Below are 14,547 nucleotides of genomic sequence, written 5' to 3'. Positions count from 1 at the left end.
GCGTCGGCCTTGCGCAGGTCGATGTCGCCTTCGGGCGGCAGTGTGGGCAGTGGCATTTCCGGGCCGGACAGCGGTGCGTCCCACGGGCCGCTGGTCGTGCGCAGGAATTTGACCACGCTCTCGGGCAGCGCGGCTTTCATGCGCGTGTAGGCGAGTTCGCGTGCGTTGCTCGAATCGTTGAGGTCGAAGAACATCGCATCGAGCACAAGGATGGAGTCGGCTTCGCTCCACGGCTTCGGCGTCGCACCGAGCAGCCAGTATTCCCACGGCTTTGATGCGAGCGCAGCGAGGCCATCGTTGACGCCGTCGCGATAGGCGGCGACATCGGCGTGCTGCTCGGGCGGCAGCGTGCCGAGCAGGGCCTCCGCGCGTGCACGCATGCGGAATGCGCGGCGCTGCCTGTCGAGCTTCAATGTCGCCGCGCCGACGAGTTCGGACAGTTCGCCCGCAGCCGCGCGGCGCATCAGGTCCATCGCGAAGAAACGTTCCTGCGCATGCAAATAGCCGAGCGCGTACGAAACGCTTGCCCGATTCGGCCCCTTGATCGTTGCTACCCCGGCGGCATCACGCTCGACCGTGGCGGCGAAGCGTGCCGCAGGGATCTCTCCTTCGAGCTTCGGCAGGCTGGCGCGGACGAGGAAGTAGGCGCCGATCGCGCCGGCGGCCAGAACGACGATCAGGATGAGGAACAGACGGCGCAGGATTCGCAGGAACATGGGCATGGGCGCGGAAGGGACGTCGCGCGATGGTAAGGCATCCATCGCGGCCGTGGTGCGTTGCGCGCAATGCGAAACGCCTCACGGATCGAATGGCCGGCGTTCGCGCATTGTGCCCGCAGGCGCGTGCAAGAATTCGCGACGACAGTGCAGCAACCGTTTCGGAAATCCAATCCATGAATGTCTTCAGCCTGCGCTTCACCCGTCGTGCCTGCTTCGCTGCGACAATCGCGTGTTGCGCATCCATGCTCACGGCGGCCGAAGCCGACCGTGGCCTGCGCTTCGACAGCCCGGGCGTGCTCGATCTCGCCGCATCCGATGCCGACGAAGACGGGCGCCGGACCGAAACGGTCCTGCTCACGGCGGCCGACGTCGACGCGATCCGCGCCGCACCAGTCGTCGGCGCTGATGCGTTGCCGCTGCCGGTCGCCGCGGACGTCTTCCATTGCGCCGCGGCGAGTCGATCATGCCTCGACGCGGGCGAACGCAAGGCGCTGGGCGCGGGAGCGGCGGTACGTGCCGGCACGCGCCTCGGCCTGCGACCCGCACAGGGCGCGGTAGTCGAGTTCGTCGACTGGAATCGCCCGTCGACCGCGAGCGCCGACGGCGACAGCGAGACGCATCGCTATCTCGGTCGCCTGTCCGGCAGCGGCTATCACCGCATCGAAGTCGAGTTCGGCCACGATGCGCCGGGCAGCTTCCTCGTCAATCCGGCGAACGGCAAGGCTGCGTTCGTGCACAACGCCGCGGATGTCGTCGCGCCGTCGCCCGATGGACTACATCTGCTCGAGTTCAATGCGGACGATGCGACGCGCCCGCTGCGCGTGGCCGCGCTCGACGAGGCGGGGCCGCGTCTCGTACTGTCGTGCCAATTCGGCGCTGACCACGCCACGCTCGCATTCAAGGGCTGGCACGATGCGGCGAGCTTCGATCTGTTGCTCACGCCGGATCGTGGCATGCCGGGCGCAACCGTGCCGCTGCGCATCGCACATGTCGGTGACGCGTGGCAGCTGCGCATCGCGGAGGCGGCACGCGCCGCCGCGACGCAATTCCGCTGCGCGATGCGCTGACGCTCGCTGCGGTCAGCCCGTGGTCTCGATCCGCTCCACGCGCTGGAAGCCGCGCGGCAGGCTGCCGCCGCGCTGGGCACGGTTGCCGTTGTACTCGACGAGATCGGCCCACTTGAGGATGAGCTTGCGCTGGCCGGCGTAAACGGTGACTTCGCCCGAGCCTTCGCTGACGACGGCGATGCCGGCGACGCGTTCGCCCTCGCCGAGTTTCGCTTTCGGAATCTCGATCAGCTTGTTGCCTTTGCCGCCGTTGTCGAGTTCGGGCAACTCGGCGACCGAGAACATGAGGAAGTGGCCGAGGTTGGTCGCCACGGCGATACGGTCGCGTGCGGGATCGTTCACGTACGCCGGGGCGAGCACATGCGCCTCGTCGTCGAGATTGATGATCTGCTTGCCGGCTTTCTTGTTCGCTAGCAGCGCTTCGAATTTGGTGACGAAGCCGTAGCCGAAGTCGGAAGCAAGCACGAGTTTTGTCGCCGCGTCGGCCATCGCGACCGCGTCGAAACGCGCGCCTCCGGCGGGCGTGAAGCGGCCGGTCAGCGGCTCGCCGTTGCCTCGCGCGGAGGGAAGAGTGTGGGCTGGAGTTGAATAGCTCCTTCCACTCGAATCGATGAAAGCGACGTTCTGCACGGTCTTGCCTTTCGCGGCCTGGTGGAAACCATCGCCTTCGCGATATCCGAGCGCGGCCGCATCGATATCGTGGCCCTTGGCCGCGCGCACCCAGCCTTTCTCCGACAGGATCACCGTGATCGGCTCGCTCGCCACCAGAGCGGACTCGTCGAGCGCCTGCGCGGCCTCGCGCTCGACGATCGGCGAACGGCGCTTGTCGCCGTACTTCTCGGCATCGGCGCGCAGCTCGTCCTTGATCAGTGTCTTCATCTTCGCCGGCGATTTCAGGATCACCGTGATCTTGGCGCGCTCTTCCTCGAGTGCGTCGCGTTCGGCGTTGAGCTTCATTTCCTCGAGTCGCGCGAGCTGGCGCAGGCGGGTTTCGAGGATGTAATCGGCCTGTTCCTCGCTGAGCTTGAAGCGCGCGATCAGCTTCGGCTTCGGCTCCTCCTCGGTGCGCACGATGCGGATCACTTCGTCGAGGTTGAGGAAGGCGATGCGCAGGCCTTCGAGCAGGTGCAGGCGGCGCTCGACCTTTTCCAGCCGATGCTGCAGGCGGCGCGTCACGGTCTGCTCGCGGAAACGCAGCCATTCGCTGAGGATCTTCTTCAGATCCTTGACCTGCGGCTTGCCGTCGAGGCCGATCATGTTGAGGTTGACGCGGTAGCTCTTCTCGAGGTCGGTCGTTGCGAACAGGTGCTGCATCATCTCGTCGAGATCGATGCGGTTGCTGCGCGGAATCAGCACGAGGCGCACCGCGTTCTCGTGGTCGGACTCGTCGCGCAGGTCCTCGAGCATAGGCAGCTTCTTCGCGCGCATCTGCTCGGCGATCTGGGCGATGATCTTCGCGCCCGAGACCTGGTAAGGCAGCGCGTTGACGACGACGTTGCCGTCCTCGATCACGTAGCGCGCACGCGCGCGCACCGAGCCGTTGCCGCTCGTGTACATCGCCTTGAGCTCGGCCTTCGGCGTGATGATCTCGGCTGTAGTCGGGAAATCCGGGCCTTTGATCTTCTGGCACAGGTTGGCGATCGACGCCTCCGGCTCGTCGAGCAGCAGGATCGCCGCCTCGACGACTTCGCGCAGATTGTGCGGCGGGATGTCGGTGGCCATGCCGACCGCGATGCCGGTCGAGCCGTTGAGCAGTACATGCGGCACGCGCGCGGGCAGCCACGAGGGTTCCTTGAGCGTGCCGTCGAAGTTCGGCGTCCATTCGACCGTGCCCTGGCCGAGTTCGTCGAGCAGCAGGTCGGCGATCGGGGTCAATTTCGATTCGGTGTAGCGCATCGCCGCGAACGACTTCGGATCGTCGGGCGAGCCGAAGTTGCCCTGGCCGTCGATCAGCGGATAGCGGTACGAGAACGGCTGCGCCATCAGCACCATCGCCTCGTAGCACGCCGAGTCACCATGCGGATGGAACTTGCCGATCACGTCGCCGACCGTGCGCGCCGATTTCTTCGGCTTCGCCGCCGCGTCGAGGCCCAGTTCGCTCATCGCGTAGACGATGCGCCGCTGCACGGGCTTCAATCCGTCGCCGATGAAAGGCAGGGCGCGGTCGAGCACCACGTACATCGAGTAGTCGAGATAGGAGCGCTCGGCGAATTCCTTGAGCGGCAGTTGTTCGTAGTTGGCTTGCAGGTTCATCGGGGATCGTTCGCGGCCCGGGTGGAAATAAGCCGCTTATTGTGCCGGAAATCATGAATGAGCCGGTGTCGGCTCAGTGCGACGGCATGCTCCCTTTCGGTGCCTGGGTCTGCGCAGGACAAAATTTCGATACATCTGTTGACTTGATTTAACTTTTTATTTACGGTGCCGCAGGGGTGCCAGAAGTCATGGTCTGCGGGGGCAGAGACTTCCATTTCGGGTTTGCCAGGTCCAAACCAAAAGCAATCGCAAGCACTCACAAGCAATCGCAAAGATAGTTGGGCAGCCGCGCAGGGATATGGGGTGTGCGGCAGGTGCGAGGACCGATCTTCGTACCGGATCCGGCGTTTCGGGGTTTCCATGTTTGGGGACGACGTAGGTGCGCTTCTTCGGGCGCACTTTTTCGGTGCCGTCGCAATCGACGGTTTTCGGCGCGTATTTGCCTGATTCAAGGGAGATCACATGATTCGTTCCACATTTCGGCACTCGAACCTCTTGCTGACACGTCTGGCAGTTGCCCTCGGCGCATGCATCGCCGCAGGCCAGTTGTATGCCCAGCAGGCCACGGGTTCGATTTTCGGCCAGGCGTCCTCCGGCGCTTCGGTGACACTCGAAAACCTAGATACCGGCAGTAAACGTTCGATCGCGGCGGACGGCGAAGGCCGCTTCCGCTTCTCCCAATTGCCGACGGGTCGCTACAAGGTCACCACCGATGCCGGTTCGCGTGACGCAAGCGTCAATGTCGGCACCGGTACGGAAGTGAATTTTGTCAGCGCGGCGACGGGCACTTCCCTGGGCACGGTGACCGTGACTGCCAATGCGGTCAATCCGATCGACGTGTCGTCGGTCGAATCGACCACGGTATTCACTGCTCAGCAGCTCGCCGTGTTGCCCGTGGCCCACGACATCACCAACGTGGCCCTGCTGGCGCCGGGCACGGTCAAGGGTGATCCCGGTTTCGGCAACCTCGCCTCGTTCGGCGGTTCATCGGTTGCGGAGAACGGCTACTACATCAACGGATTCGACGTCACCAACCTGCACACTTTCCAGAGCTACTTCACCCTGCCGTTCAACGCGATCGCGCAGGAACAGGTGAAGACCGGCGGCTACGGTGCCGAATACGGGCGTTCGCTCGGTGGCGTCATCAACATCGTCACCGAGCGCGGCAGCAACGACTGGAGATTCGGCGGAGCGGCATTCTGGGAACCGGACGCATTGCGCTCGCAGGGGCCGAACGTGCGCAACCCGAACGGTCAGGACTACGTGATTTTCGACGAGGCCGACAAGCAGAACAACGTCACCTACAACGCCTACCTCAGCGGACCTCTCGTGCGCGACAAGCTGTTCATCTACGCAATGGTCGAGGGGCAATCCAACACCCGCGACGATTTCAACCCGGTGACCAATACCGCCTACGGCATGAATCTCAACGCGCGCAGCACGGTGAAGACGCCGCACGCCTTCGTCAAACTGGATTGGAACATCAGCGATCATCACCTGCTCGAATTTACCGGCATCAGCAGCCACGATCGGACGACGGTACAGACCTACGACAACGGCGACGCGCTCTGGAGCACGAAGCATCTCACTCCCTCCGATCGCTATACCGACATCAGCGGTGGCGACCTCTACGTTGCCAAGTACACCGGCTATCTGACCGACTCGTTGACGCTGTCGGCGCAGTACGGTCAATTCAAGATGGACAACTATCGCGACCCGCGCAATCTGCCCGGCGCGGACTGCCCCTGGGTGCTCGACGGTCGCACGGTCGGCAACGGAGCGACCGGCGACCTGGTTCCGGAGGGATGCTACAACCAGAACAACATTACGATTTCCGATCCGAAAGGCGAGAATCCCTACGACAAGCGCCGTGCGGGCCGTCTCGATCTGGAGTGGAAGCTGGGCAGCCATACGTTGCGCGGCGGCTTCGACGGCGAGAAATTCACCTCTACCGACCTGGGCTACACCTATACCGGCGGCGTGTATTGGCGCTACTACGTGTACCTGGGTGGCAAGGTCAACGGCGTGACGCCGCCGGCCGGTACCACCGAGTATGTGCGCGCCCGCCATGTCTCCGCGGCCAGCGGCAAGTACCAAGTCGACAATACCGCGGCCTATATCGAAGACACTTGGCAGTTCAACGACCGCTGGATGTTCTACGCGGGCTTGCGCGAGGAAACGTTCGACAACAAGGATGCCCTCGGCCGCAGCACGGTCAAGTCGAGCAACCAGCTTGCGCCGCGTCTCGGTTTCTCCTGGGACATGACCGGTGATTCCGCCAACAAGCTGTTCGGTACGCTCGGCCGCTACTACATCCCCGTGGCGTCGAACACGAACATCCGTGCGAGCCGGGCCGAGACATTCGTTTCCGACTTCTATACGTTCACCGGCCAGGATGCGCGCACCGGTGCGCCGATCACTCTGGGCCAACATCTCGGTTCGACGGTGGTCAGCGAATCCGGCGTCATCCCTTCACCCGGCCAGTACGCGGCGACCAACCTCAAGCCGATGTATCAGGATGAACTGATCCTCGGATTCCAGCATGCATTCGCCGAGCGTTGGTCGGCCGGCGCGAGCACGACGATACGCAAGGTTGGCGCCGGCATGGACGACTATTGCTGGGCAGGCGCGTTCGACAATTGGGCGGCGGATCACGGCTATACCAATTTCGACGACAGCACGTTGCCGAGCTGCATGCTGCTCAACCCCGGAAGGGACAATGCATTCAAGCTGGATTTGAACGGCGACGGCAAGCTGACCAATGTCACCATCCCGGCCAAGTATTTCATGGTGCCGAAGTACAAGCGCCGCTACAACGCCATCGAACTGTTCGTCGAGAAGCAGTGGGATGAAAACTGGTACGCACACGCCTCGTACACCTGGTCGCACGACTACGGCAATGCGGAAGGCTATGTCGATTCGAACTTCCAGCAGGGCGATGCGGGTACCACGGCCGACTTCGACTACCCGTCGTTTACCGACGGCATCAACGGCAACCTGCCCAACGACCATCGCCACGTGTTCAAGCTCTTCGGTGCCTACAAGCCTGCGCCGAACTGGATAGTGTCCGGCAACCTGCTGGTCGAGTCCGGTGGTCCGATCAGTTGCATCGGATTTCTGCCGCTAACCGGGCCAGAGGGGAGCGCACAACTTGCCAGCATCAATCAAAGTTATGGGCCGAGCAGCAACTACTGCAATGCCGGGGCCGATGCCAATGGTGATGCGATCCAGAAGCTGGTCCAGCGCGGCACGGTCGGTCGCACCCCGTGGATCAAGAGCCTTGACGTCGGCGTCAAATGGAGTCCGCAGATCGATGGCGCAAAGCTGACCTTCGGCATGGATGTGTTCAATCTGCTGAACGATCACAATGCGGTGCGCGTCTCGATGACCCACGACACCAACGCAGGCAATCCACAGACGGTGAACACCTTCGGCCTGACCACGGACTATCAGCAACCGCGCTATGTCCGTTTCAGCGCGCGCATGGACTTCTAGGCATGGACTTCTAGGAAGGGTGAACTGGACGCCGCTCCAGCCTCGACGCTTTCATGGCGTCGAGGCTGTTCGTACCATAGGTTGGCGAGCGCCGTCCGAATCGTGCATCGAGGTTTTCACCATGCGTCTTGATCGAACATCAATCGCGAGCACGTGCCGAGTGCTCGCGCCGACATCGATTGCGATCTGTTTCGCGGCGTGTGCCACCGTTGCACGCGTGACGAATCTGCCGTCCGCCGATTGTGCCGCGCAGATGCAGCGCGGCTTGAGCGAGATCCTCGTCGAGCAGGGTGAGGGCGCGGATGCCGGCGAATCTCTGGCGCGGCAAACGTCGACGGCACTGGCCGAAAGCACGCGCGGACCTCGGCCGTTTCTCGTCGCCGCCCCGTCCGGTACCGACTACGAATTCTTCGTGCAGAAGAAGCGCGATGTGTGTCTGCTGCGCCTCTACGGCCGCTATCACGGCTTCGTTTCCTACACCAACAATCTGACCTACATCGCCACGCGGCCGCTCGCGGGCTGCGAATGCTCGGAGTGATGCGGTATGGTCCGCGCCGCGCATCGCTGCCGCCATCATCGCCACGCATAACCTCCTCCCAAAGTATAAGTGCCTCGCCCATGGCTCCGTTCTAGGCTGTGCCGCATCGTCGCGTGGGGTCGCGCGACCGCACAGAACAAACGGGGGAGCCATGAAAGCGAATTGCCTGAGCTTTGCCATTGCCGTGCTGCTCGCGTCGCCTGTTGTGCTGCAGGCCGCGGAGACCGCGCCGGCCGCAGCGGCGGATGCGCCGGTGGACAACAACAAGAAGTCGGACGACGCCACCTCGCTGGAAAGCATCACGGTGACTGCGCGTCGTCGCGAGGAGACGCTGCAGGACGTGCCGATCGCGGTCACCGCGCTCTCCGCCGCGACGCTCGAAGCGCGCAACGTGCAGAGCCTCAACGATCTCGCCGGCAACGTGCCCAATCTCGTCATCCACGATGCGCGCGGCAGCAACAGCACCTTGACGACCTACATCCGCGGTGTCGGCCAATCCGATCCGACCTGGGGCTCGGATCCGGGCGTGGGCCTGTATCTCGACGACGTCTACATCGCGCGTCCGCAGGGCGCCCTGCTCGACGTGTTCGACGTGCAGCGCATCGAGGTGCTGCGCGGCCCGCAGGGCACGCTGTACGGCAAGAACACGCTCGGCGGCGCGATCAAGTACGTGTCCAAGGACCTGCCGACGCAGACCGAGGGCTTTGCCCAGGTCGAACTCGGCAATGAAGGCCGCAGGAACGTCAAGCTTGGCCTCGGCGGTGCGAGCGACGATGGCGTGTTCCGCGCACGCGCGGCGTACGCGTCGCTGCATCGCGACGGCTATGGCGAGAATCTGGTCAGCGGCGACTCGGTCAGCAACCAGAACACCAACGCCGGGCGCATCGCCGCCGGCTTCTTTCCCAAGGACGTGCCGCTCGACGTGCAGCTCAGCGCCGACGCGGTGCACGACAATTCCAATCCGCGCGGTGCGCGCATGCTCGGGCCGAACAAGTTCGCGCCGGCGTATCCGCCGATCGACAGCGACTATGACGTGCGCAGCGGCATGCCCAGCGTCAACCTGACCCACATGGTCGGCGAGTCGCTGCGCATCAACTGGTTTCCGTCGGAAGCGTGGACGTTCAAGTCGATCACCGCGCATCGCCAGTCGAACACGCTGACCAACATCGACTTCGACACGACGCCGGCGACCATCGCCGACGTCAAGGCCTACTACCGCGACAGCCAGACCTCGCAGGAACTCCAGGCCAACTACCAGGGCGCGGGCAGCAACGGCGTGATCGGCTTCTATTATTTTGACGCGACGGCTGCGGGCTGGATCCACAACAATTTCTTCGGCCTCTCATTCGGCGTGACCAGCGGCAAGGTCGACACGAAGAGCCACGCGCTCTACGCCGACTGGACCTGGAAACTCGGCGAGCGTTGGGACCTGTCCGCCGGCCTGCGCTACACCGACGAGACCAAGCACGCCGTCGTGCACAACTACACGACGAAGGACGCGAGCTTCGGCGCACCGGTAGCGACCACGGCGAACTTCGACCGTTCGCGCAGCCCGAGCAACGTCTCGCCGCGCGTGTCGTTGATGTACAAACTCGACGACACGACCAACCTCTACGCCTCGCTCGGCCGCGGTTTCAAGTCGGGCAGCTACAACATCCGTGCGAACACGCTGGCCGCACCGGTCGCGGACCATCCGGTCAACGACGAAGTGCTCGACACGTTCGAGTTCGGCAGCAAGTCGAATTTCGCCGACGGCAAGTTCGCGCTGAATGCGGACGTGTTCTACACGCGCTACCGCGACATCCAGTTGTCCGTGTTCACCTCGTACACGCAGGCGAACGGAACACCGGGCTTCTACGGCGACTTCACCAACGCAGGCAAGGCGCATGCCTACGGCATCGAGGCCGAGTTCTCCTGGCGCCCGATCGAGCACTGGTCGGTGATCGGCAACGTCGCCGGGCTGCGCACCCAGTACGACGAGTACTTTACCAACGGCGTCAACATCGCCGACAAGCAGCGCTTCGCCGCCGCGCCGAACGCGCAGGCCGGCGTCAACGTCGAGTATTCGGCGCCGGTGAGCTTCGGCGGCAACCTGCGCGCGCGCGTCGGCTACAACTGGCAGTCGAAAGTGTTCCCGACCACGGACCTGAGTCCGGTCATAGCGCAGGGCCCCTACGGCCTGCTCGGCGCGAGCGTGATCTGGAACCGCGATGCGCACTGGACCTTCGCCTTGCAGGGCAGCAACCTGACCAACAAGTCGTACCGCACCGACGGTTACAACATCGCGGCGCTCGGCGTGTTGACCGGGTTCTACGGCGCGCCGCGCACGGTCTTCGCCAGTGCGAAGTACGCGTTCTGATCTGACCTGCGGTCTCTAAGATGACCAGCTTTTGCTCCTGCTCGTCATTCCCGCATGCTCTTGGCGGGAATCCAGTGACTTTGCTTTTGATTCTTTGCAACCGCGTCCCTTCGCCTTTCCGCGCGCATCCGGCGCGCGGGTTACTTTTTCTTGCTTGTGCAAGAGAAAGTAACCAAAGAGAACACACCCCGGATGCCGCGCTCGCCGCTGCGCGGCGAGTCCGCGAGGACATGCCGGGTTCCACTGACTGCACATCCCTGTGCAGGCAGCGGAATCGGCGCGATCCATCGCGCCGACCCTTCGGGCGTTTCCCTCATGCTGTCGCCGCGGCAAACGGGGACCGAAAGGCAGAAAGCCAGAGCAAAGATGCTGCGGCACCCACTTGTGTCTTTGGCTTGCGTTGGAATGACGACCGAAAAGAGCAAAGGCACTGGATTCCCGCCAAGAGCACGCGGGAATGACGAGCAAAAACAGAGCAGAAGCGGCGAGTTGTCGATGAGGAGCGATGCGTTGCAACAACCGATCGAAGACGCAACGCGCTCGCGCCACGTCGCGCTCGCGCTGCTGATCCTCGTCTACACGCTGAACTTCCTCGACCGGCAGATTCTTTCCATCCTCAAGGAACCGATCGCGGCCGACCTGCATCTGTCCGACACAGATCTCGGCCTGCTCGGTGGTTTTGCCTTCGCGCTGTTCTACTCCGTGCTTGCGATTCCAGCGGCATGGCTGGCCGACCGCTTCTCGCGCGTCTGGATCATCACCGCGGGATTGTTCCTCTGGTCGCTGTTCACCGCACTGTGCGGCATGGCGACGGGTTTCGCCGTGCTGTTCGTCGCGCGCATGGGCGTCGGCGTCGGCGAGGCCGGCGGCGTGGCGCCGGCCTACAGTCTGATCGCCGATTATTTCCCGCCGCGCTCGCAGGCGCGCGCGCTGGCGATCTATTCGTTCGGCATTCCGATCGGCAGTGCCGCGGGCGTGCTGTTCGGCGGACTCGTCGCCAACGCGGTCGACTGGCGCTTTGCCTTCCTCGCGATCGGCGCGTTCGGCGTGCTGCTCGCGCCGGCGTTCCGCCTGCTCGTGCGCGATCCGCCGCGCCAGGCGTCTGCGGCCGCGCCGCAACTCGGGCTTGCCGCGGTGGCGAGACTCGCCGCTAGCAAGTCGACGTTCTGGTTGCTCGCGATCGGCTGCGGCTGCTCCTCGCTTGTCGCCTATGGCCTGATGTATTGGCTGCCGACGTTCCTCGCACGCACGCTGCACATGGACATCGTCGCGCGTTCGCAGCTGTTCGCCGCGGTGCTCTTCTTCGGCGGCATCGCCGGCATGGGCGCGGGTGGTTGGCTCGGCGACAGGCTCGGCGCACGCGGCAAGCGTGCCTATGCGTTGATTCCCGCTGTCGCGTTCCTCGCTTCGGCGCCGCTGTACGCGCTGGCGATCCTCGCGCGCACGCCGCTGGAAACCTTCCTGCTGTTGCTGCTGCCGTACGCGTTCTCCCTGGTCTGGCTCGGGCCTGTGCTGACCGCCGTGCAGCATCTGGCGCCGGCCGGATCGCGCAGCACGATGTCGGCGCTGTTCCTGCTCGTCAACAATTTGATCGGGCTCGGCCTCGGTCCGTATTTCTTCGGCCGGTTGGCGGACGCGCTCGCGCCGGTCTACGCCGCCGATTCGATCAAGGTGGCCTTCCTCTGTGGCCTCGGTTTCTATCTTGTCGCCGCCGTGCTGCTGTACTGCGCCTCGCGCCGCGTCGCGCGGGACTGGGTAGAGTAGGGGCGGCCGAATCCTGCACGTTCATGGAGCACTACTCGTCATGAGAAACGAAACCCGCAATCGCGTGCCACGCACGGTGTGCGGCGCCATTCTGCTGGCCGCGCTCGCCGCATCATCCTGCGCCCGTCACCAGGATTCGCCCTCTTCGCTGCCGTCGCTGCATGTCGATCCTGCGCGCGTCGCCGTTGCCGGCCTTTCCTCCGGCGCATACATGGCTACGCAGGCGCAACTCGCCTATCCGGAAATCTTCCACGATGCGGCGATGATCTCGGGCGGTCCGTACGGCTGTGCGCAGGGCAAGATCGAGAACGCCGTCTCCGCGTGCATGAAGGGCGAGCCTGTGCCTGATGCAGCCGCGCTTGCGGCCACGGCGCGCGAGCGCGCTGCGAAAGGCCAGATCGGTCCGCTCGACAAGCTGGCGGGAGCGAAAGTATACATTTTGCATGGTCGCAGCGACCCGGTTGTCGCCGACAAGGTCGCGCGCGCTACGGCCGATTTCTACACCGCGCTCAAGTCTTCCGAACCCGCGCTGGCGACGTTGCAGGTGAGTTACGACGGCGAGCGCGACTTCACCCACACGATGCCGACCCTCGACTCCGGCAATCCCTGCGACAAGCTCGGGCCGCCGTTTCTAGGCAAGTGCGGATTCGACGCAGCCGGCGCGGTTTTCGCCGCGCTCTACGGCACGCCGCCGCGCCAGCCGCAAAACGCGGCCGGCGAGCTGCGCCGCTTCGACCAGAATGCCCTGCGGCAGGAAGGCAAGGACGCCTTCCTCGCCGACCTTGGCTACGTCTACGTGCCGCCCGCGTGCGCGGCGGGCAAGCCCTGCGGCGTGCTCGTCGCCCTGCACGGCTGCCAGCAGAATACCGACAGCGTCGGCGAAGCGTTCGTGCGCGACGCCGGCTTCAATCGCTGGGCCGACGTCTACGATGTCGCCGTGCTGTATCCTCAGACGCGAGCGAGCTTCACTCCTCTGAATCCGAAGGCATGCTGGGACTGGTTCGGGTATTCCGGTGCGAATTACGACACGCGCGACGCCGTGCAGTTGCGCTGGCTCGTGCGCGCGCTGACGGCGCTCGGCCGCCCTACAAACTGAATCGAATCGCCGCGTTGCGGGAACAGCGATGACGCTCAATGCCGCGACCGTCATCGCCGCCGGCGTGTTCTGGCTCGGCCTGCTGTTCGGCATCGCGCTGTACGGCGAGCGTCATCCGGGCTTCCTGAAGAAGCGCTGGGCGATCGTCTACACGCTGTCGCTTGGCGTGCACTGCACTTCGTGGACGTTCTACGGCACGATCACCCAGGCCAGCCGCTCGGGCTGGTGGCTGCCGCCGACCTTCGTTGGCGTGATCGCACTCTACCTCGTCGGCATCGCCGTGATCATGCGCCTGGTCAGACTGGCGCAGGAATACAACGCGTCCTCGCTCGCCGACCTGATTGCGGCGCGCCTCGGCCGCAATGGTGGCTTGGCCGCGCTGGTCACCGCGGTCACCCTGCTCGGCATCGTTCCGTACATCGCGCTGCAGCTCAAGGCGGTCGCGATGAGCTACGGCATCCTCGTCTACCACGACCAGGGCCTGCCGGCCTGGCAGGACAGCGTGCTGTACGTGGCCCTGCTCATGGCGCTGTTCGCGATGTTGTTCGGCACGCGCCGGGCGTCGGCGGTCGCGCACAACCGCGGCCTTGTGCTTGCCGTGGCTTTTGAATCGGTGTTCAAGCTTGTAGCGATGCTCGCGGTCGGCACGCTTGCGCTTGGCGCGAACCTCGGCGCCGTCGCCACCGATCCGGCGCGCGTGCCCGACACGGGCGGCTTCCCGGCTCTGATCCTGCTCGGCGCGCTCGCGATGTTCACGATGCCGCACCAGTTCCACACAGGCGTCGTCGAATGCCGCGACGCGAACGACGTGCGCGTGTCGCGCTGGCTGTTCCCGCTCTACATCCTGCTGATCTCGCTGCCGATCCTGCCACTCGCGCGGCTCGGCGACGCGCGCTTCGCCCTGGCCGGCGTCAAGCCCGACCTGTACATGCTCGTGCTGCCGTTGACCGAAGGCCGCAACGGCCTCGCGCTGCTCGCCTTCCTCGGCGGCCTGTCGGCGGCGACGAGCATGGTGATCGTGGCGACGTATGCGCTGAGCCTGATGATCGCCAACCACTTCGTTGCGCCGTTGCGCGCACGCGGCGGCTGGATGCGCTCGCGCGGCGACCTGCGCGTGGAAGTGCTCAACCAGCGCCGCGCCGCGATCCTCGCCGTGCTGCTGCTGGCCTGGGCCTACAGCCGCGCTCTCGTCGGCAACAATGCGCTGGCCGACATCGGCGCGCAGTCGTTCGCCGCGCTGGCCACGCTCGCGCCGG

The 14,547-nt window shown here is 64.5% G+C and carries 8 protein-coding genes and 1 pseudogene; 7 read left to right on the top strand and 2 right to left on the bottom strand.

Annotation, left to right across the window (positions count from 1 at the left end; translation table 11 throughout):
• Positions 1 to 716, bottom strand: a 716-nt coding sequence (locus VF497_RS05340) for a penicillin acylase family protein (protein ID WP_330886597.1), incomplete at its 3' end; no start/stop codon positions are given.
• A gap of 176 nt (positions 717 to 892) precedes the next feature.
• On the opposite strand from VF497_RS05340, the gene VF497_RS05335 reads away from it, so the two are divergent.
• Positions 893 to 1,786: a hypothetical protein gene (locus VF497_RS05335; protein WP_330886596.1), complete on the top strand. Its 894-nt coding sequence runs from the start codon at positions 893 to 895 to the stop codon at positions 1,784 to 1,786.
• A gap of 12 nt (positions 1,787 to 1,798) precedes the next feature.
• Here the strand turns inward: VF497_RS05335 and parC are convergent, their stop codons facing one another.
• Positions 1,799 to 4,039, bottom strand: coding sequence for a DNA topoisomerase IV subunit A (gene parC / locus VF497_RS05330; protein WP_330886595.1), 2,241 nt, complete (start codon positions 4,037 to 4,039; stop codon positions 1,799 to 1,801).
• A 495-nt stretch (positions 4,040 to 4,534) separates the two neighbouring features.
• Between parC and VF497_RS05325 the strand changes: the two genes are divergently transcribed.
• From VF497_RS05325 to VF497_RS05300, 6 genes and pseudogenes are all read left to right on the top strand, one after another.
• Positions 4,535 to 7,534 carry a TonB-dependent receptor gene (locus VF497_RS05325; protein WP_330886594.1) on the top strand — a complete coding sequence of 1,000 codons (3,000 nt, stop codon included), beginning with the start codon at positions 4,535 to 4,537 and terminating at the stop codon, positions 7,532 to 7,534.
• A gap of 217 nt (positions 7,535 to 7,751) precedes the next feature.
• A complete protein-coding gene (locus tag VF497_RS05320; RefSeq protein ID WP_330886593.1) occupies positions 7,752 to 8,072 on the top strand; it encodes a hypothetical protein in 321 nt (106 codons plus the stop codon).
• Positions 8,073 to 8,223: 151 nt separating this feature from the next.
• Positions 8,224 to 10,431, top strand: coding sequence for a TonB-dependent receptor (locus tag VF497_RS05315; protein ID WP_330886592.1), 2,208 nt, complete (start codon positions 8,224 to 8,226; stop codon positions 10,429 to 10,431).
• A 510-nt stretch (positions 10,432 to 10,941) separates the two neighbouring features.
• Positions 10,942 to 12,195, top strand: a complete 1,254-nt coding sequence (locus VF497_RS05310) for an MFS transporter (RefSeq protein ID WP_330886591.1) — start codon at positions 10,942 to 10,944, stop codon at positions 12,193 to 12,195.
• A gap of 40 nt (positions 12,196 to 12,235) precedes the next feature.
• Positions 12,236 to 13,291, top strand: coding sequence for a PHB depolymerase family esterase (locus VF497_RS05305; protein WP_330886590.1), 1,056 nt, complete (start codon positions 12,236 to 12,238; stop codon positions 13,289 to 13,291).
• Between the two features lie 28 nt (positions 13,292 to 13,319).
• Positions 13,320 to 14,547, top strand: a pseudogene (locus tag VF497_RS05300) (hybrid sensor histidine kinase/response regulator); the annotation flags it as partial.

The organism is Rudaea sp., from assembly GCF_036383415.1.
Classification (GTDB): domain Bacteria; phylum Pseudomonadota; class Gammaproteobacteria; order Xanthomonadales; family Rhodanobacteraceae; genus Rudaea.
This window is presented reverse-complemented; position numbering and strand designations above follow the sequence as displayed.

What these genes read in the sequence shown, in the direction of transcription:
- VF497_RS05335 (WP_330886596.1), top strand. Translation starts at nt 893, where the DNA reads ATGAATGTCTTCAGCCTGCGCTTCACCCGTCGTGCCTGCTTCGCTGCG.
- parC (WP_330886595.1), bottom strand. Translation starts at nt 4,039, where the DNA reads ATGAACCTGCAAGCCAACTACGAACAACTGCCGCTCAAGGAATTCGCC.
- VF497_RS05315 (WP_330886592.1), top strand. Translation starts at nt 8,224, where the DNA reads ATGAAAGCGAATTGCCTGAGCTTTGCCATTGCCGTGCTGCTCGCGTCG.
- VF497_RS05305 (WP_330886590.1), top strand. Translation starts at nt 12,236, where the DNA reads ATGAGAAACGAAACCCGCAATCGCGTGCCACGCACGGTGTGCGGCGCC.